This window comes from Legionella drancourtii LLAP12 (assembly GCF_000162755.2).
Lineage (GTDB): Bacteria > Pseudomonadota > Gammaproteobacteria > Legionellales > Legionellaceae > Legionella > Legionella drancourtii.
The window spans coordinates 22805-48659 of the sequence record NZ_JH413843.1; the positions used below are offsets into that span (position 1 = coordinate 22805).

The following is a 25855-nucleotide window of genomic DNA, read 5'->3' on the forward strand; positions in this document are numbered from 1 at the left end:
CTAATTGCCTAATTAAAAATATTATTTTATGGAAGAAAGTAACTCAGGGAGGATTGTCATGAACGAAGTAACCATTATTGGTGCAGGTTTAGCAGGAACGTTACTTGCTCTTTATTTAGCAAAAAGAGGGTATAAACTTGAATTATTTGATGCACGACCTGACATTCGACTCATGCCTACGGACGATAGTCGTTCAATTAATCTCGCATTATCCTGTCGGGGAATTACGGGCCTGGCCGGTGTTGGCATTAGAGCCGAAGTAGAAAAACTTATGGTTCCCATGCGTGCCCGAGCAATACATGACACTCAAGGACAAATCAAATATCAAGCTTTTGGACGCGATCATGAAGAACACATTAATGCCATTCAACGCAATGAATTAAATAAATTATTGCTCAACGAAGCAGAAAAAAATCCTCGGGTAACACTTAATTTCAATACCAAATTATCCCGCATCGATTTTGAAAAGAAAATCATATTTTTCGAAGCTGAAAATAGTCTGCCGTTTAGTAAATCTTATGAACACCTAATTGGCGCTGATGGCGCAGGATCCAGAGTTCGTGAGTGCTTACAAGAACAGCAGATGATTCAGGCAACGCGCACTTTCTTACCTTATGGCTACAAAGAATTATCTATTGGTGGCCCAGGGCAAAATCATTTGGCACATGAGCACTTACATCTCTGGCCACGAGATGCATTTTTATTACTAGGCAATCCCAATTTAGATCGTTCCATTACTGGTTCCTTATTTTTAGCCCATGAAGGAAAAAATAGTTTTGCCCAGCTAGATAATGAACTGGAAATTAAAACATTTTTTAACAACGCATTTCCTGACGTATTTTCTGCTATGCCCAATTTAATTAACGAATTTATGGAACATCCCACGGGAAATATGAGCACCATAAAATGCGAACAATGGCATTATCAGGATCAGTGCCTATTAATCGGTGATGCCGCTCACGGCGTGGTGCCATTTTTTGGTCAAGGAATGAATAGTGCTTTTGAAGATTGTCGCATCCTCAATGAACTTTTGGATGCCCATCAGGATGATTGGGCAAAAGTAATGCCCATATTTTATCAATCACGTAAAATAAATACCGACGCAGTGGCGCAAATGTCTATGGACAATTTCCATGAAATCCAAACAAATATTCGCGATAATCGGTTTAACTTAAAAAAACAACTAGAACAAGTACTGATGCAACGCTACCCGCAGCACTATATGTCAAAACATGTCTTAGTGATGTTTACAAATATACCTTATGCCGAAGCTCAGGCGTATGGAGATGTGCAGGCAGAGTTTTTAGACTTAATTTGTGAGCACGTAGAGCGAATTGAAGATATTGATTGGTATAAAGTGGAAAAATCGCTAAATTACTATGACAAAAAATTGGCGAAATTAATCTAAATTTACATCAATTCAAGCGAGAAAAGAAACACCTTCATACATGTGTTTTTAGACGCGTAGATCTAAATTGTAATGCAGGATGCGATTAAAATTTAATGTCAGGGAGATAGTTATGCAACATATACAAGATTATATTGATTCCAAACAAAAGGAGTTTAGAAATCATCCTTTTTTTGCCATTTTGGAACAATTACAAAGCTTAGAAGAAATCAGCTATTTTGTTCCTGAATTAACTTTTTGGGCCATGACCTTTCAAGATATTTTAAGGATAAATGAAGCGCGCGTATCAGATCCCTATTTGAAAAAAATAGCACGTCATCATCGCCAGGAAGATGCAGGCCATGACAAATGGTTTTTACATGATAAAAAATACATGGATACTGCCAGTACGAATACGTACTGTGATAATAATGACATCAGCTGGCTCTATAGTCGAGAGACACGGCCAACACGTGATGCGGCTTACGCATTAGTCGCGGAGGTCTATAAAGCCGATGATGAAATTATCAATATTGCCCTACTCTTAACTCTTGAATCTTCAGGTCATGTATTCTTTGAAAAAGTGGCCCAACAAGTTGCCCAAACCGGCGAAGATAAGAATCTGAAATATTTCTCTCATTCACACCTGGAAGTAGAAATGGCACACGCCATGTTTGAAGAGGAAATGGAACGCGTTTTATTTGCCAGGGTGGTACCACTAAATGTACGCAGAAATGCATTACAAATGATAGACCATTGTTATGATGCTTTTAATAAAATGTTTGATGGATTGATTATCGCCTGCAATCGCAGACGGGAATTGGCACAACAAAGGACACAACAAAATGCCACAACTAGAGATGAAGTGGAATACGCAACACATAGCGAATAATGAGAAAAAATTAGGCCCTGCATTGCTCTGTACTGAGCAAGCGCTTCATTTTTTTCGTGAAGATTTCGGTAAATTAACCTATTCAACACCTGCTGCGGTCTGTGAGCCGACCACCATTAGCGAACTACAAGAGCTGATGCGGTATGCTTATGAATATCAGCTTCCGGTAACCATTCGTGGTAATGGCATGAGCCAAAGTGGACAATCCCTCGCACCACCGGGGGGATTGATAGTAAGTATGAAATATTTTAATCAAACTCAAGCTCCAGATCAGTATGCAATTTGGGTTGATGCCAATGCCAGTTGGGCTAATTTATTAGAACGTACCCTGCCGCAAGCACTGATTCCTTATGTCTTACCCCATAATTGTAATTTATCAATAGGCGGCATACTCTCAGCAGGAGGAGTTGGCGCTGCCTCATTCAAATATGGCAGCATTGTATCGCATGTTACGGATTTAGAAGTGATGCATGCACATGGTGAGTTAGTACAAATTAATAAGGATTCCCCTTTAATGCAGGCCTGTTTAGGTGGGCAAGGATTTTTTGGCCTTATCACTAAAGCACGCATTGCCTTAAGACCTTGTTTGCAATCCATTCGAACATTTTTTTTAGTTTATTTAGATAAAGAAACTTGGCTTAATGATCTACAGAACTGTAAAAAACATGCAGATCATGTCGAAGCGTTTTGCACTTCGGCGATCCAAGGTGCAAAGCTATCAGCACAGGGGCGCCAGCCTTTTTCTCAATGGTTTTACGCGCTTCATGTTTCAGTAGAATATGATAATGATGCACCGGACTTTAGTGACTTGGCATTAGCTCCATGGAAATTAGTGCATACTCAAGATGAGTCAATACACACCTATTTGCATCGCCATGACTCACGTTTTAACGCCATGAAAATGACGGGGCAGTGGAACTTGCAACACCCATGGTATGAATGCTTTGTATCCAGTGCTCAACTAGCCAATTTAGAGGAATTATTGGCGATCATACCAATACACTACACATCGATAGTACATATTGTTTCGGTTGCCAATAATGCACCAACAGGATTCATGATGCTTCCCGAAGGGCAGGATATTTTTGCACTCATGATTCTCACACCAGGGTTGTCTGAACAGTTAGTTCCAAGTTGTTTACAGACGATTAAAAATTTGGACGCGACATTTTTAACTCGCGGGGGCAAGCGTTATCTCTCTGGATACTTAGGAGAATCGCCTGATACAGACTACTGGAAAAATCATTTTGGCACACGCTATAAAGATTGGCTCAAGTTAAAAAAGACCTATGATCCACGAAATATTTTTTGTTCTGTGCTGCATAAACCAGAACATCAATTAATAGAAGCATAGGTTAACCTATGCTTCCTAAACTATAGTAGAACAAACTGGCCGCTCGATTAAATTGGCTTAAACTCCATTAATGTAAACAAGCTTTTCGTTTCATAACTATTTTTAAAAGAAAAACCTGCAGATTCAATTGACTTTTGCCACTCCACTAAAGTCCGTTGTCTTCCTCCTAATAATACCATCATAACAATATCCATTGTTTTATTAGGATGGGGCTTACGCTCATCAGGCATCACTTGTTCGGCAATAAATAAAGTAGCGCCTTTCGGCATTTGCTGCGCACAATTTGTTAAAATTTGTTGCATCATTAGATCGTTAAAATCATGTAAAACACCTTTAAAAATATACGCATCCGCTTGGGGTATTGTTGCAAAAAAATCACCTTCTTGTAACGTGATATTTGCTGAAAAATTGCTGTGCTGCAATTGACGAATCACGGCAGGGGAATCAAAAAGAATCGCATTTAAATCAGGGTATTGCTGCGTAATTGCTTGCGCCAGTCCTCCTCGCCCCCCGCCCATATCAACCAATGTAGAAAAAATAGAAAAGTTAAAAGCATTGCTAATAGCGGCGACATCATAAGAAGATAATTTAGCCATCCCCCGATCAAAATTTTGTTGTTTCTCAACATTATTACTAAGAAAATTAAAAAAATTATCACCATGCTGTGTATCAAAAGCAGGTGTTCCACTCTGCAGACTATTATCTAGTTGCGAAAAAGCTTGCCACCAACTGTCATCAACCATACATAAAACATCACGCATGGAATGTGGATCATCATCGCGTAGTGCTTTGGATAATTCCGTCAAGGAATAAGCACCATGGTGATTTTGAAATAAATCATAGTCGCTAAGAAATTTTAATATCCGATCAAGTAATTCAGGCTGACAGCCAGTAGCTGCTGCTAAGTCATGAATGCTTATCGGCTCAGATGACATGTGATTAGCCACACCGAGCTTCGCAACGGCATGCAACGCTCGTGAGACGACATACCATCGCGACATAGTAGCTAATTTAATATGAGGATTTTCCATTTGCTGCTGCATTTATAACTCCTTTTATTACAACAAAATTTTCCTTATTATTTGTTAATGCGAACCAAAAGTTAATAGCTAACGGGTGTTTTTATCAACTTTATTTAGCCTCATGGGACCTTGCCCACCAAAAGTACTAAGGGATGCTAGAGATCTGAGTCGCATAATCTGCGCTATCAGCTTCCATCAATTCAGTAATATGAGCGTTAATATGAACATACAGTGAATATAGTTTAGGATTATGCTGATAAAGTCTACTAATAACGTCTTTATTTAAACGTGCCAACAATGAAGTTTTCATGTGATTATTTTCTATTAGCTCAATAGCAGTATATAAATCGTGGAGCTTAGAATAAGGAAAATCTGCTTCACGGTTTATATAAGAAGATAATACCGCGGCCAAATCATCAATCTGTTTACCAAAAAAATAACTATGTTTTGCTTTCTGTGGACACGAAAAGAACATAAAAAAACTCCTCAAAATTATTAATCAAATTTCAATACAAACAATAAGATAAGTGCAAAAAACATCTTTTTGACTTTGATTCTTTCATGTAACTAAGTGCGCGCATAATAGAGCAAATTGCTTAAGGAAGTATTAAGTGTAATTAAGTAGTGTACATAATAAATATGTCCTATTGGTTACACCACATCTTTAGTGCATACTCTTTTTAAGAGTGAGTCCCTAGTATAAGCTGCCATTAAGTTAAAAAAAGCGGTCATTCCCGTACAGGCACATAGGCGTCAAATTAAAAAGCCCGTAAGTACCATCCAGGCCCGTTCGGGCTAAGGAAGAGTTTACGCCGTCTCGAAACCTCGTGTCATGACGAATAGGACTTCGTTCCTCAGCATAGACGGATCGAGAAAAGGTAAATTAATTATTTCTATTATTTTATAAGGAATTACAATGCATCGAAGCAAAACCGCTCTAGGCATAATCATGTGGGGACTATCAGCAGGGGGCATGGCACAACCAGCTTATCTGCCGGAGGATTTAATCCAACTGAATGAAACGCAAAATTGCATTCAATGTGATCTATCGAGTACGCGGATAGAAAATAGGCATTTCCCAGATAATTATTTTACTGATGCTTACTTCACTAATGCTTTTTTACATGAATTACAATTAATCAACGTTAACTTTCAAAGAGCTAATTTTACTTATGCCCAAATTTATCACTGTAATGCCAAAAACAGTGATTTTAGCCACGCATATTTTGAGTGGGCAAACATCGACTCATCGCATTTTGAAAACAGCAATCTATCCTCTTTAAATTTTATTAACTCCAAAATTAATGCCTGTTATTTCAATAGTGCGCGCTTCACCGCAACCACCTTTAAAAAAGTATCATTAACTAAATCCAATTTAACTAAAGTAGATTTTAAAGATGCTACGTTGATTGATGTTGATTTAAGTGATTCCAACCTGTCCTTCACTGATTTTACCAATGCACATTTTGAAAATGTAATCTTAGATAACGCCATCTTATTTGGCTCAAACATTAACGATACCCAGCTGGAAAACGTTAAATCGATGCGCTGTACCATTTTACCAGATGGCAGCCTCAATGAAGCTGACGGAACTTATAACTGTTAACTACCAGGATGAATAAAACAATGAAACCATATATTCTTCTTCTCGGGATATGCCTTTATAGCCAAGCATTCTCTGCGCCTAAGTATGATATACAGCAGCTAGAACAGTTTAACCAAACAAACAGCTGCCCAAATTGTGATTTAGCTGGAGCCGAACTAACACGGATAAAACATCGAAACGCACTGTTAAAAGGAGCCGATTTGTCCCAAGCTACCCTTTCACACGCTAATTTTGAACAGGCTGATTTTACATCTGCATTATTAATTCGTACCAAAGCAATAAAAGCAAAATTCATGAAGGCAACCTTTGATGGAGCAAATTTAATTAATCTGGATGGCAAGAATTCCTATTTTAGCGGCGCCTCATTTAAGAATTGCCGTCTCAATAATGCCAATCTAGTAAACGCTAATTTATCCAATACTGATTTTACTAGTGCCACGTTAGTCAATGCCAATTTGTCTTATGCGCTTTTAATTGGCGCCAAAATAACAACTGAGCAATTAAACCAAGTGAAAAAACTAGACTGTGCCGTATTGCCGAATGGCACCGTTTATAATCCTAACAATATAGTATGTAAATCCTAGGTTCTCATATTAGGGTTTCCAATAAATAACATATTGGCTTAAACTTAATCTTCTGGGAGATTTCCTATGCTGCGTGAATGAATTAATTTGTTCCTCATTAATTCATTCACGCAGCATATTTTTTGTTCATTGAATGATAGGAATATTAATAGGAGGACATAAATGTACGCTACATTAATAGGATTACTAAAAGGGATACAACATTTTAAAGCTCATGCATATGAAGAAAAGAAAAAATTATTCTCATTACTAGTAAACGGCCAAAAACCATCAACTCTTTTTATCACCTGTTCCGACTCGCGCATTATTCCCGCACTGATCACGAATTCCGATCCAGGCAACTTATTTGTAGGCCGTAATGTTGGCAATGTCATTCCCCTGCCCTCGTCCGAGTCGTCAAGCATCGCGGCAGTGATTGAATATGCAGTGAAAGTACTGGACGTACAAGAAATCGTTGTCTGTGGGCACACTCATTGCGGTGCAATGAACAGTTTACATACCCCCCATCTTGAAGAGATCTTACCCACAGTAGCCGGCTGGTTAGCGGAAACCAAATCACAATTACATGAACATACAGATAGCGAAATCCATTCTTTAACCAAAGCGTCTGAAGAGAACATCTTAAATCAAATTAAAAATTTGCATGCATACCCTGCGATCATTGAAAAACTAGAGCAGAGTCAACTCAGCATCCATGGATGGCTTTATGAATTTGAAACAGGACAAATTCGTGCATATGAGTCATCAAGTAAGCAATTTGTTGCGATTGATGAAGTAAAACCTAATGTCTCCCATGACAAAACGCCCTTGACCTGCAAATTAGTAGAAGGAGTACGGCATTTTAAAGCTCATGAGTACCTCCAAAAGAAAGAATTATTTACGTCGCTAACGGGCGGACAATCTCCGAAAGCGCTTGTTATAGCCTGCGCTGATTCACGCATTACGCCTACACTCATAACGAATACAGAGCCTGGAGAGATCTTTGTTGTGCGTAATGTGGGCAACATTGTCCCTCCTCATTCTTCAATTCCATCAGGGGAAGCTGCAGCAATAGAATATGCGCTAAAAGTACTACAAATAAAAAACATCATTGTCTGTGGGCATTCCCATTGTGGGGCGATGCAAGGTTTACTAACCCCCGATCTTGAAAAAGACTTACCTGCAGTTGCTTCTTGGCTAATTTATGCCAAACCAACATTAGAAAGACTTAAAGAGAAGCATCATGAATCCAGCGAACACCCTTTAGTCTGTGCTACCAAAGAAAATACCCTTGTGCAAATTAACAATTTGAAAACGCACCCGATAGTAATCGAAAAGCTAACCAATAATGAGCTCCAGATTTATGCATGGTTTTATGATTTTGAAGCAGGTGAAGTATTGATTTATGACCAAGAAATAGGAGATTTTATTTCTTTTGATGATACCGTAACGAAGGTATTTCTTAGTGAGGAAGTACTAGCGAAAATGAATGCGATTGTTGAAGAAGAAGCCATGAGCTATTTAACGTCCTTAGCTTCACCAACAACAGAAGAGGCCTATAAGTTAGTAATGCCTATTTTGAATACCATTAAATTAACAGGTATTTCTGTTATCTGGGAATACATTAAAACGCCAGTGACCATAAGGCTTGATGCTGAATTTGGTGGATTATGCCCTCATCCTAACGACAAACGCTTCACATCACTGGTTGAAAAAAGCTTAGAAGTAAAATTAGCGGGTGTAAGGCTCTTACAAAAGCAGCTCATGGATTCTCCAGCCTATCGACAAGTCTGCAGTCAGACAAGCCCTCTATTTATGACTATGCCGAAAGCAGAGCCAGGGGAAAAGGTTTCTAATGGACTGGGTCTGTAAGCAGTGTGGGTTAGTATTACCAGTCTACCCAGTGCGTACCTAAATTCCATTCTCTCAGATATTATAGCCCGGGGGCAGCGTCAGCGAAACCCAGGCTACAATCCAATGTCTCATAAACTTCTTATCCGAAAATTAGGAGTAATTTAGCTCCATGATCGCGACTGCGCTTGCGAAGCCCAACAACGGAGCGCCGCGACCTTCATTAATTTACTCACCTACTTAAAAAATTGATTAACTGTTTTCTAAAATAAGTAACACCGGTTAACGTGACTAGTTCAACTAAATGTGTTGCCATTTTACTAATCCATTGCCCTTTGCTTGCCTTCCACCCTAACCAAAAAATAGGAATAAGCAGAACAACAAAAAATAAGGCCGAATAATTTATGCGACTGCGTTCAAAGTATTGTTTATGTATCTTCACCTGCATTTGTTGTTGGCGTATCATCTTGTCCATCGCTGCTATTTGCGCGATAAGTTGTTTTCTCGCACTCATCATCCATATCCTTATTTTGAAAAATATGGGATCTTGTTTTCTCAAAGCTCATATTTTTTATATTAAAAGCCAAGTACTTAGCTAATCCCCACAGCACACCTAAATTAAGCGTGAACACCAGGAACAGCGCTAAGGGGAAATTATTAGACGCTAATAAAAATTCATATCCGATTAATATGCAAATTGATAACCAAAAGGTCATTAATACAATAAGTAACATACATAGATTCAGCAGCAAGGGAAAAACGCTAAGTCCGGCAAGGCGTGCTTCCAGCTGCATAAGAGATAAAACTGCTTTTATAACAGATAGTTTTGTTGAAACAAGATGTTCGACCTGCTTCAAAGCTTCCATTATTTTCTCAAAATTTTAGATAATAAAAAGCCAATTCCCCCAGCGATTAACACTGAAGCTAATGGATTTTCTTGTACTTTTCTTAATAATTGATCAGAGCATTCTTTGATGCTGTCCTCAGCTTGATTGACTTTATGCATGCCTTCATCACGCACCTCATTCGCCCATTTTTTTCCTTCATTTAATAAATCACTGGCGGCTTCACTTACATGAGATTTGTGACTACGATTTGGAGTATCCATATTCAACTCTCCTGTCTTGATTTCCTGTTTTTTTCTATTTTCTTCACCAGATTGTAAACCTGGCTCTAATCTTAAATATAGTTAGTGAGGTAAATAAAGCAAATGGGAACCATTTTATTTTGTTTTATAACCCTGGAGATGGATCCTCATCTGTCTCATGCCGATCTTGCGGTAACTCATCCCCCGTCGGCTTTGCAACGGCTTTGAATAAATGGTGATGAACTAAGCCGGAACCCATCGTAACCGGCTCAAGAGATGTATAGAATAAAGCCTCCAACTGTTCTGATAAGCCATGATTTTTTTTCAAAAAATTGGCGCTCTCTTGATATTTTGTAAAATCAAATGACAAAAATTGATATTTTTCTGCGTCAAATGACGCGCGCATATCATTTTTTAAAACGTACTTAAGGCATGCCAAAAACTCTTTTTTATCGAGTTCCAGATCAGCATACCGGGTACATAAGGATTCAACAAAAACACAGAGCTCGGTAATCGCAAGCACAGCCCGCATCGGCGCACCGATATCCTCTCCGGCGACAACAACTGCATCAACAAAGACATCTTTTTTCACGTTAAGATGTTGTAATTGCTCCTGAATACCACCTGTTTTAGATAATTCGCCAAGACGCCTTTTTTTTTCAGTAAGCAGAGACTCATAAAAGAATTTATCTTTATTATCACGATAATAGAGCTCAAAGTAACGTGCAGCGCTCAAACGTTGCTGCGCATATTTTTGGGGATTTAATGCACATTGCTGCGCAAACACATCACCAATATGCGCCGCAATATACGTTGACGTATGAACGCCACCATGGCCGTCGTAAATTCCTAATAAAAAAGCTTGGGTTGCCGATAAAGTTTGCACGGCAATAGAAATATTATCTTGAGAATGAGCATTAAATGCTTTTAACGCCAATTGCTTAGCCAATACAGATTCTGGCATCTGCTCACGATGGATAATTTCCTGTAAACAACGCAGTAACCAGTATTCATGCCCCTTTTTCGTTTGCGCACGAGCAGGATCAGTAAATCCATCACAAGTGGTAATAATTTGAATTTTCCCTAGCGGCCCTGCGCCCAACTCGGCAATCGGAGTAATATCAATATGCGCATCATCACAAACTCCCAGTTTGCTGTATTCATAGTCACCCAAAGCGCGCGACAAAGCCAATGTGCCATTGATGCCTTGTACTCGCCCCTGAATAATAACGCCCCCAGCGTTCTTTAGACGCTCTTTATCTGCCTCAGGATGATGAATTACTTTATTTAAGCGAGTAACAGAAAGCGGGATACTCTCAACTCCGTACACAACCGCAAAGGCTACAGTATCTCCCAAAGTTGCCGTAATTAAATGTCCTTTACCATCATAAATAGTGGTGGAAGCCGTTGCACCAGCAAACTGGGGTTGGCAACAGTGTTGATTCAATACCTTATATGTAGTCCATAAGCGCTGGCCTATTTCCTCAGGAGTAAAGGAGGAAAATGCAGATTTAGGATACCAACGTGTTGCCGCTGCATCTTCTTGCGATGGGCGCCGACCTCGCATTTCAAATAAACCAAAACCATGCTCTTCCTTGCTAACACATACCTCGAGCTCAGCACTAGGTATTGCAATAGTTTCATCGAGTTTGGCCATGACCGACTTCTAGAGGACATCAATATATTTAATAATAGCCTATCCTCTATTTTATCAGGTAAATTTTTATAATTTCTTACTCAATGTACCAATCGTTAATGTAGGAAGTTCTTTAGATTGACAATCAGCATCAGAGTTAGCAGAAATATTTTCTAAAAGCATTGCCCCCACTTTGGAATGTTTAAATTGTTGATATAATTCACTGATAAGAATCGACTTTGGCAGGGTCTGTTCATAAAAGGCATATAAGTCTGGAGCGTCTTGCAGTTTAAATCCAAATCGGTCAAGCAAGATAATTACTTCAAAATAAGAATGATGCCCCTTCGCAACTAAGGTTGCTGCTTGTGATACCAGCAATAGTTGTATCTCTTCAGGTTCAAGCTTAACAAATTCCAATAAAGTACTTAGGTATTCACGCGCACTACCCGAACTGCCTGAGATGATAGGTAAATTGTACTTACTCATCCATTTGCCAACATTACTCATACGATTTGGCATATATCCAAATTGCGCAGGCTCATGAGGCTCAGGAAAATAATCTATAAGATCTTCAGGTGTATACTCTGGAGTAGCTATTCCTAATTTCCTTGTGCGAATAATTGGAGCGTCATCCAATACACTCACCCCACGATTATCTTCATGGAATAATTCCTCAGGTTTTAGGAACGTGCTTAATTGTTTCTTACTTTTGGGGTGTTTAAATAATGCGTGTTGGCAAAGAATTGAAAGGCTGGGTATCTCTTTTGTCGACGGTTCTGTTGGTAAAACTTTTATCAGTGTGCTTTTAAAGACATTATCACACCATAATTTAATATAATTATTTGTTGTGAATAGATTAAAATTTTCTTTAAGATCCTGCAGGTCTTTAAAATAGTTAAACTCTTCTCGCATTAAACTATCAACACCATACATTACTCTATCAAAAGTCCTATCCGACTGATTTAAAAGGATTATTTCTTGGATGGCGTTAAGAATTTTTTGATAAACCGGTTCAAAAGAGGGAACATTTTCAATAAGAAACTTACTTAAATAACTTTCAAAAATAGTGACACCAATTAGATTTCCGTTAACATCTTTCATAACAACCCTTCACAATAGGAACAATATTGTTCATTATCATACCACAAATCGAACCCATATTAATCAAACTACGCAGAAAACGTCCTCAAATATTTAATTTGCTGCTCAAGATCGTGAGTAATTTTTTTATAAATTTGAGACTTCAATTTCGAAGTTGTCTGCGCATAATGCTCCATAAGCAATGGTTGTCCAAAACGCACCGCAATCTGACCATTTTTCGGCCAGAACACCCCCTTGGGCAAACAATCGTATGCGCCTTTAATGTACGCCGGCACAATGGGTAGATTTAATTCATAAGCCAATAAAGAGCATCCACATTTAAACGGTTGCAGTTCACCATTTAACGAACGGGTTGCTTCGGGAAAAATAATTAAATTCTTATTCTGTACCACACAGGCTCTACACCAATTAAGATTATTTTTCATAGCAGATGGCGTGGGACTCCGGTCAAAGGGCGCCAAATTAAAAAAGACTTGCAACAGCAATAGCCGCAAAGATTTGTGGTCAAAGAAATAATCTTTTGCAGCCAGAAAAACATACTTATCAAAAGAAAAACCACCGGCAATAATCAATGAGAGACTATCTAAATGGCTTGAATGATTAGCAGCAAGAATAAATGGCCTATCAACAGGGAGATGCTCTCTGCCATACACATCAATCTTAAAACGATGGTGTAAAATAAAGCCCAGCAATTGATAAGCAGGCGTTCGAATCAGATGTGTAAGCAATGATTTGTCAAAGGAAGTATCCTGTATTGAGGTGTCCTTTTGGTGTAACGTCGCCATGATGCCTTTCTCTCTAACTTGCGAGTTAAATAACCACCTTTCGCGAGCAAGACTCAGGAAAACCAGATTCTCCAGCTGCATGAAAAGTTGCATAAGCACTACGTGAGTACATCCATATAAATGGTATGGCTCGATGTCATAAAAGGTAGCTTATGTGCAATATATTGTCAAAATGAACCAAAAAAAATGTACACGTAATTTAATTTGAGCGTTCATTGTCTTTGCTTAAAATAAAGCCGTTTAATAGAGCGTATTGTCAATTGCCAACAGCCTACAATTATTTATTTAATTTTTTTCATCATGTTCTGGCATATTGATTAAAAAAATACGACAATCTGAGCCAGACTTAAGCATCTACCAGGATAAATTAGAGGTTATTTGAATGCTGAAATTTTTAGCAAAAGCAGGACTACAAATCAAAAAAGCAACTTTTTATTCACTCGCAGGACTGAGCATTGCTTTTAAAGAAGAGTTTGCTTTTCGACTTGAAGTACTGTGTGGTTTAATTGCCTTACCTGCAGCGTTTTTTGTAGGGAGTACTGCGCTAGAACGCATCGCACTAATTGGTTCTTTTTTATTAATTCCCGTTATTGAATTGCTCAACTCGGCCATCGAAACCGCACTAAACCGCATTGATGTTGCGTGGAATCCCTTAACTAAAAAAGCAAAAGACATAGGCTCTGCCGCGGTCATGCTGGCAATCATTAATGCGTTCATTATTTGGCTTATTCTCATTATCCCTCACCATTAATATGGTCATAAAGATATGCCCGAAAAATGATATAATTAAGGATGCTGGATAACTAGAAATTGCTCCGGTGAAGATGCATTATTGTTCCTTGCCCCCACCGGCCCCAGGAAAAATTGTCAATGACGATTTAGTTATTACTATGCTTGCTTTTGATTGATTTTTGGGCTAAGCAACAAAGCCGTGCGAAATATCAGTTTTACCTGTGTCATAACTATCATAAGAGTCATATTGGTCATCTTTTTCTTGGCTGGGACGTGTACCACTATCGAATGGTTTCTTCTGAGAAAATAATGAATAGCCGCTACCACTAACTTGATATACTTTTTCATGAGTCGATTTTGTAAACAAACCAAGCTGTTCGGTTGTTTTATATTGGTCCTTATCTGCAACTAATTGATACGTTATTCGTGCCACAACTTCCTTTTTATTCTCGTATTGAGTGCCTAAATTAACACCGGGAAGCAAGGAAATAAAAGCCAACAACTTTCCCCAAGTATGCCTTTAGTACCCTTATATACCGATTGTAATTGCTGATGCCTTTGGCTAATTATTTTACAGTCTTTAGCCGTAAAAAATGCATTAAAATGCTCTAGTGGTTCCATTCTAAGATAGTCAGTAAATGCGCTCAACGCGTTATTGTTAATGATAGAAATATTAGTAGGATTAGCACCGTATAAGATAGCCAAAACTGCCATATCAAATTTCCTTTTTTCAAGCGCCTTATTCATCATCTGCTCAAGGTTTTCCTGAGAAAGGCCCCCATTTTTATGTTCAATTAAGTGCTGTCTACTCAATATCTCGCGCATCATTGGCACATAATATTTATCTGACGCAATACCCATCAAGGAACTATAATTGACTTTTTTAAGTGTGCTCATTGCAACTGAGTCAAGAAGTTTTTGAAACAACAATACGTTACCTCGTCCGGCAGCTGTCTGTATTAGCATTTGCTGATCCTTAGCATTTAACTTGAAACCTTCTTTATTGAATTTATCTAGAAGTTTTTCCATTCCATCTAGATTTTCAAAACGAACTGTTTCTAAAAGAGCCAATATTTTATCAGAAGCGGTCAGCTTTTCACCTCGAATTTTATCGACGTCAATGACCATATCTAATATTCTTACATCTTTTTGTCGGCAAGCATAATAAAGAGCTGGGGCGCTATCTCTTAAATTATGGCTATTATCTTTCTTGATAGTTAGCTCAGACACCTCATTCAGGAGATAGCTAACTACTGGATATTTCTCACTCTTAATGGCAAGCTCAAGAGCACTTAGTCCATTATTACATCCTTTTTGACGCATGTTCCTGGTCACATTTGCGCCCGCGTCTTTTAACAACTTTATGTGCTCAAGCTTTCCGATTTGAGCAGCAACCATAAATGGCGTATAACCTGACTTATTTTTCAAGTCGATAGATTTAACCTGTTTGTTCCCTTCATTAATTTTTTTACCAAGTTCACTTCATTTCCTTGAAGATACGCTTGAAATGTATCAGCATCCATCTCAACCACGTTCTGATGCAATCCACTATCTTGATAGTCTAGAGACTCACGTGGTCCCTGCTGTTCAAGTATATGAGTTTCAAATTCTAGATAATACTTACTGCTAGATTCAAATGCTTTATCAAGCGCAGCTAATTGACCTTCTAAAAGCCATTCATCCATCAAAGTATCATTATCTAAGAACTCCTCCACTCCAGCATCAACCATCACTTCTCGAAGTTGGGGCAATTTAAACACCTCGAAGATTTCAAAGAGTGAGTGGCCCCCACTATTAAAAATCATTAAAGATGCAAATGCTGTCATATACTGTTGAAAATCATCAACATGATGGTTATGTCCAAGACGTTTTTGCATGAGAATATTTCGAAGAGTTGCCAAGGTTGTGCTTGATATCCCATTTGAAAACACGTGTGTTTGTCTTGCAAATAAATGTTGAGACCATTGAGACTCAATCATGTAAGTTGCTTGATCCGCTGATCTCAAAAAGGGTGATTGTTCAGATCGCGCAATATCATGCTCAGGTAGTTCAGTACCTTCACGAATTAAACCTTTAAATGATGAACCTTCCCTATTCTGCTCTCCACGACTCATTCTTCCTCGACCATCCATCCCCATAGTAAAGATACTATCTGCATATATATCTGCAGGCATATTTTTATCAAACATGGTGTTATTTGTTGCTAATATCGTGCTTCTAGCAATCTCACAAAGATTATCACATGCTGCTGGAGATAATCCGTGAAAACTATGGCTTTTTAACCTATGAATCATCTCAGCATATTCTAACTCATATTTATTGAGTGATTTATGCATATTACCCGCAAGAATGTACTCGATTTTTTCTCTTTTATCGTGAGACATATGCTCATATAGATTTTCTTTCAAATGGTTGGTGAATTCTGTTAGTTTTTCAACTTGTAACGATTGTGCCGAACACTCCAGCATATTGTAGGCCGCATGTGTTTCAAAATAACGCCTTAGTGGGTCGTTGTTAATATCTCCATGGTGAGTCGTTATGTTATAATTAAAGTTGTCACTCAGATAATTACCGATTAAGCGTATCACTTTTTTATCATCATCTGATCGAACACCATTCAGATATAATGATTTTAGGGCTTTTATAGTCTCAGATGGTACATTATTTTTTTCACAAGCGAGTATTGCTAAAAATAAGCTCTGTCCTGGTGTAATGTAAACATCACCAGCCTGCATTTTCATATATTCATCTAGCGCCGTTAATATAGAACCTAACTGATTTTCAACATTCATTGTTAACTTCCAAAGCACTTTGTCTATTATTTGCATTTAAGCACATTTACATTAAGGAAATATGAACCGGGACTGACCATATTAAGCTCTAATTGCCTCGAATTAGAACTTTCTAGGGCTCATGCACAACCCAATGAAATGAATAAAAGTGATGCTGAATATGAAGTGGTGCTAATTGACGCAACTGAAACACCAATTGAACGACCTAAAAAAACAAAAATACTTTTATTCCGGAAAAAAGAAGTGACATACCCTAAAAGCGCAGATTATTGTAGGCAAGAAAAAGAAGGAAATAATTGGTACTCACTTCTCTAATGGTAAGCAGCATGATTTTAGGTTAGTTAAGGAATCGAGTGTTCATATTCATCCAGAAATTAAAAGCCTTACAGATGCAGACTATCAAGGCATACATAAGCTGCGTCCTAATTCAGCGCGGCCAAAGAAGAAAACAAAAAAGAATCCACTAACTAAAGACGATAAAAAGAACCATCATGTGTTGTCCTGTGAGCCTGTTTTGAATGAGAATGTGATTGGTATGATGAAACGATTTGAATTGAGATTTAATTTGATTGCTGGAATTTATAATTTTGAGCGTTAACAAGGTTATACAAGAAGTCTAGTCTAATGTTTAAATAAATTACTTGATATTAAGGACATCCTGATGAATACAAAGCGCATGCCCGTTCTCTTTTTAGGTCATGGTTCACCCATGAATGCGATTGCGAGCAATGAATTCACCAAAAAATTGCAAGGCCTAGGCCAGAAAATCCCCACGCCTAAGGCGATTTTATGCATCTCTGCCCACTGGTTGACTGAAGGGACATGGGTGACGAATATGTCGCAGCCCAAAACAATTCACGATTTTTATGGTTTCCCACCCGCCTTATTTGCGGCGCAATACCCCGCACCGGGTTCACCGATGCTGGCTGATTTAGTGAGGACAACCGTACTGCATCCCAAAGTGCATGCCGATAATGACTTGTGGGGATTGGATCACGGCACGTGGTCTGTCATGCGCCACCTTTATCCTGATGCATCCATCCCGATAGTGCAACTGAGTATCTATCTAGAACAACCAGGTGAATATCATTATCAAATTGGCAAACAATTAAATGCCTTACGCCAGCAAGGTATTTTAATTGTCGGCAGCGGCAACATCGTGCACAACCTGTCAAAAATTGTCTGGGGAGCTCATCCCAAACCTTATGATTGGGCCATTGAATTTGACGAATGGGCAAAAAATAAGTTAATTACGCGGGATTTCCAGGCATTAATCACCGACTATTGGGATGCTCCTAGTGGACAGCTCAGTGTGCCCATTCCCGATCATTATTTTCCATTACTTTATATTTTAGGGGCTACCGATACGCATGATGCGCTGCAATTTGAATATGAAGAAATGCAAAACGGCTCTATTTCCATGCGTTCACTAAGCTTTGGACTCGTTTAAGGTAATCATTATTTATAGATTTTAATCGACCAAGGGAAAATACATCTTACGTGAAATAAAGGAAGATTTCCCTATTCCTAAAAAAAGTGCAAATCTACTTACGAGAACTACTGATTCAGGTTAATATAGTCAACTAAACAAATAAGAAGTACATCAATTAAACAAAATCATGCCCAAGTCAATAAATGCTAAAAAACGTATCTCCTGCGTCGTTCCTATTTATAACGAAGAAACAGTTATTGCTGAATTTGTTGCGGCACTGGACAATACCCTCAAGCAATTACCTTACGCTTATGAAATTTTGCTGGTTGATGATGGCAGCCAAGACAGCACCTCTACTATTATCCAGCAACTAAAAACTCAATATAATCTTCGTTATCTTCGTTTTAGCCGTAATTTTGGTAAAGAAAAAGCCATCAGCGCCGGACTTGATTATGCACAAGGAGATGCGGTTATCTTAATGGACAGCGACTTTCAGCACCCACTGGAACTCTTAAGTGAGTTTATTGCCCAATGGGAAGAAGGTTATGACATGGTTTATGCCGTACGCCAAAATCGTGCCGATGAATCATGGCTAAAACGAACCTGTGCCAAGACGTTTTATCAATTTACCTCCAGAATTAACCGCGTTAACATACCAGCCAACGCGGGGGATTTTCGGCTATTAGATCGAAAAATAGTAAATGCCTTACAAAAACTGCCTGAACGCAACCGTTTTATGAAGGGTTTATACAGCTGGGTTGGCTTTAAACAAATTGCTATTCCTTTTGAAGTACAACCGCGAAAAGCCGGCACATCGCAGTGGAACTTTTATTCCCTGTTGGATTTAGCCATAACAGGCATTACCTCATTTACCGCATTTCCCCTACGACTGATTGCCTTGGGCGGCATTGGCGTCGCAACCATAGCAATTATCTATGCATTATGGATTATTTTCAGCACCTTGGTTTTCGGAATCAAAACTCCAGGTTGGGCAACGATTGTAACAACCATTACTTTTTTTGGTGGCTTGCAGCTTTTTGCCTTAGGGGTAGTCGGAGAATACATCGGTCGCGTATTTGATGAGGTTAAGCATAGACCCCATTATATTATTGATGAGGAATCTAGTTTTGACGACAGCGTCGCTTAATTTAAAACATCGGCTTATTTATTATGTGGGGATTGGCGGTACTGCAGCATTGGTACATTTAGCAATGGTCTATCTACTGGTAAGTTATGTGTATTCTTCTGCATTGATTGCCAATATATTTGCTTTTTTTACTGCGTTTAATGTCAGTTATTTTGGTCATAAATATCTAACCTTTTCACAATTGCACGACCAAAAAACGCTCAAATTACCGCATTTTTTTATGGTGGCTGTTTCTGCTGGTGCGATTAATGAAGGCCTTTATTTTCTTGTTTTACGCCTCACCCATCTAAACTACATGCTGGCCTTATTTTTAGTTTTAAGCGTTGTTTCCATTTATAGCTTTATTCTTTCACGCTATTGGGCCTGCCGCTAGATACCGTTTAACACCTGCACTGGTTCGCGAATCACCAAACGTGAGCCAACCATGGAAAGTACGGTAGGTAATACTGATTCTATCTTGGCAACGGTATCAATAAATTGCACCACTAAAGGCAACTTACTACCGACATCAACTAATGAGGATGTTTCAACTGGGTGATGATAAGTAAACCCTGCGATAGCGCGTAATACGGTTCCCCCGGCAATTTCCAACTGATCAAGCACCGAAAGTAATTCAAGATGCAACGGCCGGTGTTGCCATTTGTCGTCTTCATGCAGATAAATAGTAATTTTTACGTGCTTCATATTAGATTGCCCGAGCGAGGGTAATCCCCGCAACAACAGCAAGTAAGGAAAAAAGATTATTACAGATAAAATTCATCGCAGCAAGAGCGTAATCGCTTTGCTCTAATAGCGTGTAGGTTTCGAAACTAAAGCTTGAAAAGGTGGTGTACGCGCCACAAAAGCCAACGGCGACAAAAGAGCGCCAACGCGGATCAACTTCAACTCGCTCCAAAGTCCAGGCAAGAAAAAAACCCAGAATAAAACTGCCCGTTATATTCACAATGAACGTGCCAAATGGAATATCTGACGATAAATAGCGAAGTGAAAAACGATTAACGAAGTAGCGTAAATTGGCACCGATAATCGCGCCCAAAGAAATCCATAGCGTGTCATTCAAGACATCCCATCCTTCTACAAATTAGCGTTCAATTGCTCTTCATTGATAATACAGAAAAAAAATATCCGCGTAAATTTAAAAACGTACTTGCAGTGTTGGCATCCTAATTATACAGCGAAGCCTTGTGATTTTTTATACTACAAAAGAATAATAATATCATTGCGATTAACAGAAAAATTGTGTAATAAATAGAATTTATCATCTAGGATAGCAACACATGAAGTATAATTTTTTCTCAAGAAACGCCAATAATCTTTACTTCGAATGGAATAGCTCAACCGCATCCGACTGGTTGAAAATTAGACGGAATTTTGTGGATTCTTACCTGTTTACTTATATGAATTCTTCTAATCCCACCTTAGGTGCTCAGATTGAATCCTACGCTCGCATATTATGGCAGGAAGCCTGTATCTCACCACGAGAGCGAGCACTAGAGCTCATAATGAATTCTTTTATTAAACCGCTGCAAGGTTATGTATTTTATGAAAAAAATCCATTACACAATGAAATTAATACCATCAAGGAGTATCTTATTGATAAAGAAAAAGATATTAGCGCAACTCAAGAGTATTTAATCAAATTATTTAAGATTAGAAGTTATTTTGAAGAAATTTTTGACCATGAAAAAAATAAAATACATCAGAACAATACTATTATTGAATACTTGGTTTTAAAGTTTCATGAGCAACCCATCGCATTTTTTACGTGCGAATTAAACTATAAGTCTGGCTATACCTATCTTCGTTTCATTAATATTGCACCGAGCTTTAATCGACTTGGCCTGGCCAAAATTATTTTGGACGAAGTGAGCAAACATTATCCTGATTCGCTGGGTTTGGAGTTGTATGCAAGAAAAGATAATTTATCAGCGTTAGCTTTTTATAACAATTGTGGCTTCCAGAAATTTGAGCAATTTGATTTCCAAGAACCTGCTTATCCTCATGATGCCAGGCTTCATTTTCCCCAAAATGACGCAACAAATGAACCCGAAGAACATATTGGTTTTCAACGAAAGCTTGGTGACTAAATAAAATGCAAGTACATTTCTTATTAAGTGAATCGGCTTATAAAGTTTTTTATTGACCGATGCAAGCGAACTATTTCGGCGGGTACTAATGTTTCTAATTGGGCAAAAACATGGATCATGCCCGCGAACTCTTCCACAACGATCGCAACGCCTGCGTCACGCATTTTTTTTGCGAACAAAATGCCTTCATCAAATAAAGGATCATATTCAGCCACGGCAAGATACGTCGGTGGTAATAAATTCAAATGAGCAAAACACAGTGGTGATGCGTTAATGCGGTCGCCACCTCGTGCAAAATAATTATCAAAATACCATTTAACCTTTGCCTGGGTTAATAAAAAACCCACCCCATTGCGTTGAAATGAATTATGATTCATTGAATAATCAACGGAAGGATAAATTAATACCAAGCCTTTAATAACTTCATCACCTTGTTTTTTCATTGCATAAGCCACTGAAAGCGCTAAATTTCCCCCCGCACTATCCCCTGCCAAAAAGATACACTCAGGCTTAACCTGAATCTCTTTTAATAACTCGGCGCGCTGTTGAAAAACCGCAAGACAATCAGATAGGCCGGCAGGATAAGGAAACTCTGGAGCCAGACGATAAGCAACCGATACCAGCACACAATTACTGGTTACAGCAAGACGTCGACACAAGGCATCATAGGAGTCCAAGCTTCCACACATATGCCCTCCACCATGAAAATAAAAAATAACGGGCAATTTTTTTTGCGGATGCGGATGATAAATACGTACAGCAACCTCATGGGTAACCAATTGTAGGGAACGATTACAGATCCAAGATACATTAACTTTGGGCAAGGCAAAATGTTCTGTCAGCTTTTCAAATAAATCACGAGTACGTTGTGGGACATAGACAGGAGACTGTGTATTTACCTCGTCTAAAAAATTTTGTAATGCAGGGGGGATCAACATCCGTATCTCCTTTATTATCCCTAACGATGCATCCTAGCTTAGCATTTCTGTCCCGGTAATCTCTAGCCTAATTAATTTTGCTGGTGTGAGTAATGTGTTCTTTGCCTCTTTATTTAGCATTAAACCACCACTAATGATATACCATTAGACCGCTCAAACAATATAGTGCCGATCTAAACCGCTTCTCTCTTAGAACAGTTCAATCCGAACGAGCTCTAAGAGAGCACACACTTTATAATTTTGAAATTACGACAATAGGTAATATTGTAAGGTTAGCGCCCATTAGAGAGTAGGATAATCAGTATAACCTTTTGCCGTGCCACCATAAAAAGTACTGCTCTCTGCTTCGTTAAGTGGTGCATTGTTCTTGAAGCGCGCGACCAAATCTGGATTGGCAATAAACGGTCTACCAAAGGCAACTAAATCAGCATAACCCGAAGCAATTGCCTCAATAGCTAATTCACGGGTGTAATTATTATTAACCATCCATGCACCATTAAATTCCTTACGCAAAGCATGGAAATCAAAGCCCAAGAATTCACGCGGGCCGCGTGTCATTCCTTCTATGATATGAACATACGCTAATGCGAAGCGATCCAATTCACGTATTAAAGGAAAATAAACAGCCGCAGGCGCGGTTTCAACGATGCCATTAATCGCCCCAATCGGTGACAGACGAATCGCAGTCCGCTCACTGCCAATTTCAGCAGTTATCGCCTCCACCACATCCAAAGCAAAACGTAAACGGTTGCTCACCGAACCACCATAAGCATCTGTACGATGATTGGCACCATCAGATAAAAATTGTTGGATAAGGTAACCATTGGCGGCATGGATTTCAACCCCATCAAAGCCTGCATCAATGGCATTTCTCGCGGCCTTACGATAATCCTCAATAATGAGTGGGATTTCTTCCAGCCTCAAGGCACGGGGTTGGCTAATATCGGCAAAGGTGCCATTTTCGATAAATGTTTTTTGCCCTACTGGAGTCAACGCCGATGGGGCAACAGGCGCAACACCCCCAGGTTGTAAGCTAGGATGAGAAATACGCCCAACATGCCACAACTGTGCAAAAATAGTTCCGCCTTGAGCATGTACGGCGCCAGTAACTAACTTCCAGCCAGCTACTTGTTCTGGTGAATAAATTCCCGGGGTCCAGGCATAGCCTTTCGCTGTGGGCGAAATTTGTGTTGCTTCGGAAATAATTAAACCAGCAGAAGCACGTTGTGCATAATATTCTGCATTTAAAGCCTGAGGCGCATCGCTGCCATGGATTGCGCGATTACGCGTCAATGGGGCCATGACAATACGATTTTTTAATTGATGTCCGCGTAAATCAAAGGGCGTGAATAAAATTGATGCATCAATAGCCATAGTGCAATCTCCTTATAAAGGGAAGTCCATTAAGAATTTAATTATAGTACATTGCTATCTGATGTCCCTGCCAATTGAACACCATATTCACGACAATCGGTAACGAACTCATCGCTTAAAAAATAATGCAACTCAATTAACCGTGTAGGGGCAATAACGTCTGGTTCACTGCTGGCTTCCCCGGGATGACACATAATTAATGCGCACTGTGCGAGTGAGCTCAACCAGCTGCGAAATAAAAAGCGGTAATTGGTCTTTGGAGCAAAATCATAAATTCCAGAAAAATAGTCGTTATGTGGGATAGATGCTTTATTTAGCTGAGCACGTAACGCTTTTCCCCCTGTTAGTGCCAATATTTTTGCTTTACGCGTGTATTGCTGCGTACTAATCGTCGGATAAGTAGCGCGAATAGACGTTCCATGCTGTCTTAATTGCTGCTCATAGAGATCAAGAATTACCTGTCTAATACGGGGAAATTGATGAACATGCTGATGGCCATCAATAAAATCAGGAAAACGCCCGATAACCTGTACGAATTGCTCGAGCTGTTGTTTAAATTCTTGGGCAATAAAAGCTAATTTAATGGATGCCAGATGCGTTTTAATTAATAACTCATTTAAAGAGAAACACGGTTTGCCTGGAATTGATAAGAAAGTTCCTTCCGTTAAATTAAAATGCAATCCAATCTGCACTTGTTTTTTTAACGCCCTTAATTCCGGGGCATGGACAAGGAAGTCTGGCATATTCACCATGCAGCTTACTGCAGACAAACGGTTCATGCGTACTAATTTTAGAATTCCTTGAGATACACCCGCATTTAACCCAAAATCATCAGCGCATAATACGATGGTTTTTAATGCAATCACAACCAATTACCTATTGCGTAAGGACAAAGCGCTATCATATATCATCCATTCAATACGTCCAGCTCATTCAGGCAATAAAATTCGCTTAAATCTCAGCCGCCTCAACAGAAACTTTTGCCGCAAAGAAACGCGATCCCAGAATATTGATGCACAAACCACCAATCACCAACAACCCAGCGACAAGCTTCCACGTTTGCAAAGATTCACCTAAAAATATAACGGAACCCAGCATTGCCACCACGGGTACTAATAAGGTAAATGGAGCAACCATACCCACCGGATATCGTGCCATTAACCAATTCCATACACCATACCCCACCCAAGTTGAAGCAAACACGATGTAAAATAATGAGCCTATTCCTTTCCAAGTTACCTGAGAAAAAGTTGAGACCAAATTAGCAGGGCCTTCAATAATCAAGGAAATGAGAAACATAGGAATACACGCGACAAAACTACCCCAAACAATTAACGCCATCATGTTGCTACTATTCCCTTTTATTTGTTTCGTAATTAAATTACCGATTCCCCAAGTGGCTGCAGCCGCAAGAATAAACATAAAGCCTGCAAGGGAAATGTCTTTGTCAAAATGCATGGCTACCAAAACAATTCCGGAAAAAGAAACTATTGCGCCCGCAATTTGCCCCATATTAGGTTGTTCACCTAAAAACACAATGGCAAAGAACATACTAAAAAAGACCTGGACTTGAATCAGAATGGAGGCAATTCCTGCAGGCATACCAAGGCTCATACCCAAAAAAAGCAAGGCAAATTGCAAAGCAAACATTACTAAGCCATATAAAGCAATCATTTTGAATGAAGCATCTGGCAATTTAACAAAAAATATGGCTGGAACGCTAGCCAGCAGAAAACGCAGAGCGCAAAGCAGAAGAGGAGAAATTTCGGTGAGACCAAAACTCACAAAAATAAAATTAAATCCCCAAACAAGAACAACTAAAAGAGCCAATAAAAGGTGAGGAGTAGGCATAGGTACGCACAATCAAGAAAAACACTATTTTAACGCAATCAGTGTAATAAATCCACATAAAAAGGCTATTTTTTGTACAGCCATTTATCAATAATGCGTCAAAAAAATTAAGTTTCGCTTTTTATTTTATAGCGTTACACTAGGGGCTGTTAACATTTCGCTAGATTGAGCCAGAATGAAGTTGATTTTTGAGCACGAAGCGGAGCATACATCAAGTA

The 25855-nt window shown here is 39.0% G+C and carries 28 protein-coding genes and 1 pseudogene; 12 read left to right on the forward strand and 17 right to left on the reverse strand.

Annotation, left to right across the window (positions count from 1 at the left end; genetic code table 11):
* Positions 1–58 precede the first annotated feature (58 nt).
* From LDG_RS13445 to LDG_RS13455, 3 genes are all read left to right on the forward strand, one after another.
* A complete protein-coding gene (locus LDG_RS13445) occupies positions 59–1408 on the forward strand; it encodes an FAD-dependent oxidoreductase (protein ID WP_006871951.1) in 1350 nt (449 codons plus the stop codon).
* A 112-nt stretch (positions 1409–1520) separates the two neighbouring features.
* On the forward strand, positions 1521–2279 hold the full coding sequence (locus LDG_RS13450) for a hypothetical protein (RefSeq protein ID WP_006871952.1): 759 nt from the start codon (positions 1521–1523) through the stop codon (positions 2277–2279).
* Complete coding sequence (locus LDG_RS13455; RefSeq protein ID WP_006871953.1) at positions 2233–3633, forward strand: FAD-binding protein; 1401 nt, start codon at positions 2233–2235, stop codon at positions 3631–3633. The genes LDG_RS13450 and LDG_RS13455 overlap by 47 nt, the downstream gene beginning before the upstream one ends.
* Positions 3634–3680: 47 nt before the next feature.
* Here the strand turns inward: LDG_RS13455 and LDG_RS13460 are convergent, their stop codons facing one another.
* Both LDG_RS13460 and LDG_RS13465 read right to left on the reverse strand, forming a co-directional pair.
* Positions 3681–4676 carry a methyltransferase gene (locus LDG_RS13460; protein ID WP_006871954.1) on the reverse strand — a complete coding sequence of 332 codons (996 nt, stop codon included), beginning with the start codon at positions 4674–4676 and terminating at the stop codon, positions 3681–3683.
* Between the two features lie 124 nt (positions 4677–4800).
* Positions 4801–5130 (reverse strand): hypothetical protein, encoded by a 330-nt coding sequence (locus tag LDG_RS13465; RefSeq protein ID WP_006871955.1) that lies wholly within the window; start codon positions 5128–5130, stop codon positions 4801–4803.
* Between the two features lie 441 nt (positions 5131–5571).
* Here LDG_RS13465 and LDG_RS13470 point away from each other — a divergent pair, with 441 nt between their 5' ends.
* The 3 genes from LDG_RS13470 to LDG_RS18645 all read left to right on the forward strand — a co-directional run bounded on the left by LDG_RS13470 (position 5572) and on the right by LDG_RS18645 (position 8696).
* Positions 5572–6261 carry a pentapeptide repeat-containing protein gene (locus tag LDG_RS13470; protein ID WP_006871956.1) on the forward strand — a complete coding sequence of 230 codons (690 nt, stop codon included), beginning with the start codon at positions 5572–5574 and terminating at the stop codon, positions 6259–6261.
* 20 nt (positions 6262–6281) lie between these two features.
* Positions 6282–6845, forward strand: a complete 564-nt coding sequence (locus tag LDG_RS13475) for a pentapeptide repeat-containing protein (protein WP_050805574.1) — start codon at positions 6282–6284, stop codon at positions 6843–6845.
* A 162-nt stretch (positions 6846–7007) separates the two neighbouring features.
* A complete protein-coding gene (locus tag LDG_RS18645; RefSeq protein WP_006871958.1) occupies positions 7008–8696 on the forward strand; it encodes a carbonic anhydrase in 1689 nt (562 codons plus the stop codon).
* Between the two features lie 211 nt (positions 8697–8907).
* Here the strand turns inward: LDG_RS18645 and LDG_RS20365 are convergent, their stop codons facing one another.
* The 6 genes from LDG_RS20365 to LDG_RS18650 all read right to left on the reverse strand — a co-directional run bounded on the left by LDG_RS20365 (position 8908) and on the right by LDG_RS18650 (position 13284).
* On the reverse strand, positions 8908–9141 hold the full coding sequence (locus LDG_RS20365; RefSeq protein WP_006871959.1) for a hypothetical protein: 234 nt from the start codon (positions 9139–9141) through the stop codon (positions 8908–8910).
* Positions 9104–9541, reverse strand: coding sequence for a hypothetical protein (locus LDG_RS13495; protein ID WP_040535958.1), 438 nt, complete (start codon positions 9539–9541; stop codon positions 9104–9106). The genes LDG_RS20365 and LDG_RS13495 overlap by 38 nt, the downstream gene beginning before the upstream one ends.
* Positions 9541–9783, reverse strand: a complete 243-nt coding sequence (locus LDG_RS13500) for a DUF883 C-terminal domain-containing protein (protein WP_006871961.1) — start codon at positions 9781–9783, stop codon at positions 9541–9543. The genes LDG_RS13495 and LDG_RS13500 overlap by 1 nt, the downstream gene beginning before the upstream one ends.
* 124 nt (positions 9784–9907) lie before the next feature.
* The gene (locus LDG_RS19100) at positions 9908–11419 is read right to left on the reverse strand and encodes a PP2C family serine/threonine-protein phosphatase (protein WP_006871962.1); all 1512 of its coding nucleotides are present in this window, start codon (positions 11417–11419) and stop codon (positions 9908–9910) included.
* Positions 11420–11485: 66 nt separating this feature from the next.
* Positions 11486–12499: a hypothetical protein gene (locus LDG_RS13510; RefSeq protein ID WP_006871963.1), complete on the reverse strand. Its 1014-nt coding sequence runs from the start codon at positions 12497–12499 to the stop codon at positions 11486–11488.
* Between the two features lie 68 nt (positions 12500–12567).
* Entirely contained in the window at positions 12568–13284 is a 717-nt protein-coding gene (locus tag LDG_RS18650; RefSeq protein WP_158307888.1) for a lysophospholipid acyltransferase family protein, read from the reverse strand.
* Positions 13285–13666: 382 nt separating this feature from the next.
* On the opposite strand from LDG_RS18650, the gene LDG_RS13520 reads away from it, so the two are divergent.
* Positions 13667–14035: a diacylglycerol kinase gene (locus LDG_RS13520; protein ID WP_006871965.1), complete on the forward strand. Its 369-nt coding sequence runs from the start codon at positions 13667–13669 to the stop codon at positions 14033–14035.
* 165 nt (positions 14036–14200) lie between these two features.
* Here the strand turns inward: LDG_RS13520 and LDG_RS13525 are convergent, their stop codons facing one another.
* The 3 genes from LDG_RS13525 to LDG_RS13535 are packed head-to-tail and all read right to left on the reverse strand — an operon-like array spanning position 14201 to position 16844.
* The gene (locus tag LDG_RS13525; protein ID WP_148263591.1) at positions 14201–14449 is read right to left on the reverse strand and encodes a hypothetical protein; all 249 of its coding nucleotides are present in this window, start codon (positions 14447–14449) and stop codon (positions 14201–14203) included.
* A 29-nt stretch (positions 14450–14478) separates the two neighbouring features.
* Entirely contained in the window at positions 14479–15444 is a 966-nt protein-coding gene (locus tag LDG_RS13530) for an ankyrin repeat domain-containing protein (RefSeq protein ID WP_040535961.1), read from the reverse strand.
* Positions 15441–16844, reverse strand: coding sequence for a hypothetical protein (locus LDG_RS13535; RefSeq protein WP_006871968.1), 1404 nt, complete (start codon positions 16842–16844; stop codon positions 15441–15443). The genes LDG_RS13530 and LDG_RS13535 overlap by 4 nt, the downstream gene beginning before the upstream one ends.
* A gap of 108 nt (positions 16845–16952) precedes the next feature.
* On the opposite strand from LDG_RS13535, the pseudogene LDG_RS20370 reads away from it, so the two are divergent.
* The 4 genes and pseudogenes from LDG_RS20370 to LDG_RS13555 all read left to right on the forward strand — a co-directional run.
* Positions 16953–17406: pseudogene (locus tag LDG_RS20370) on the forward strand (transposase family protein); the annotation flags it as partial.
* Positions 17407–17469: 63 nt separating this feature from the next.
* On the forward strand, positions 17470–18258 hold the full coding sequence (gene ygiD / locus LDG_RS13545; protein ID WP_006871970.1) for a 4,5-DOPA-extradiol-dioxygenase: 789 nt from the start codon (positions 17470–17472) through the stop codon (positions 18256–18258).
* A gap of 169 nt (positions 18259–18427) precedes the next feature.
* Complete coding sequence (locus tag LDG_RS13550) at positions 18428–19387, forward strand: glycosyltransferase family 2 protein (RefSeq protein WP_006871971.1); 960 nt, start codon at positions 18428–18430, stop codon at positions 19385–19387.
* Positions 19353–19760, forward strand: a complete 408-nt coding sequence (locus LDG_RS13555; protein WP_040535966.1) for a GtrA family protein — start codon at positions 19353–19355, stop codon at positions 19758–19760. Before LDG_RS13550 ends, LDG_RS13555 begins: the two co-directional genes overlap by 35 nt.
* On the opposite strand, the gene LDG_RS13560 is transcribed toward LDG_RS13555, so the two are convergent.
* Positions 19757–20071 carry a DUF190 domain-containing protein gene (locus LDG_RS13560; protein ID WP_006871973.1) on the reverse strand — a complete coding sequence of 105 codons (315 nt, stop codon included), beginning with the start codon at positions 20069–20071 and terminating at the stop codon, positions 19757–19759. The genes LDG_RS13555 and LDG_RS13560 overlap by 4 nt on opposite strands.
* 1 nt (position 20072) lies before the next feature.
* Positions 20073–20447, reverse strand: coding sequence for a fluoride efflux transporter CrcB (gene crcB, locus LDG_RS13565; RefSeq protein WP_040535969.1), 375 nt, complete (start codon positions 20445–20447; stop codon positions 20073–20075).
* Positions 20448–20664: 217 nt separating this feature from the next.
* On the opposite strand from crcB, the gene LDG_RS13570 reads away from it, so the two are divergent.
* Positions 20665–21474, forward strand: coding sequence for a GNAT family N-acetyltransferase (locus tag LDG_RS13570; RefSeq protein ID WP_083821473.1), 810 nt, complete (start codon positions 20665–20667; stop codon positions 21472–21474).
* Between the two features lie 23 nt (positions 21475–21497).
* Here the strand turns inward: LDG_RS13570 and LDG_RS13575 are convergent, their stop codons facing one another.
* The 4 genes from LDG_RS13575 to LDG_RS13590 form a co-directional block, all read right to left on the reverse strand.
* The gene (locus tag LDG_RS13575; protein ID WP_006871977.1) at positions 21498–22412 is read right to left on the reverse strand and encodes an alpha/beta hydrolase; all 915 of its coding nucleotides are present in this window, start codon (positions 22410–22412) and stop codon (positions 21498–21500) included.
* A 282-nt stretch (positions 22413–22694) separates the two neighbouring features.
* Positions 22695–23786: an alkene reductase gene (locus tag LDG_RS13580; protein ID WP_006871978.1), complete on the reverse strand. Its 1092-nt coding sequence runs from the start codon at positions 23784–23786 to the stop codon at positions 22695–22697.
* Between the two features lie 41 nt (positions 23787–23827).
* Positions 23828–24652, reverse strand: coding sequence for a ChbG/HpnK family deacetylase (locus LDG_RS13585; protein WP_006871979.1), 825 nt, complete (start codon positions 24650–24652; stop codon positions 23828–23830).
* Between the two features lie 85 nt (positions 24653–24737).
* Positions 24738–25637: an EamA family transporter gene (locus LDG_RS13590; RefSeq protein ID WP_006871980.1), complete on the reverse strand. Its 900-nt coding sequence runs from the start codon at positions 25635–25637 to the stop codon at positions 24738–24740.
* Positions 25638–25855 lie beyond the last annotated feature (218 nt).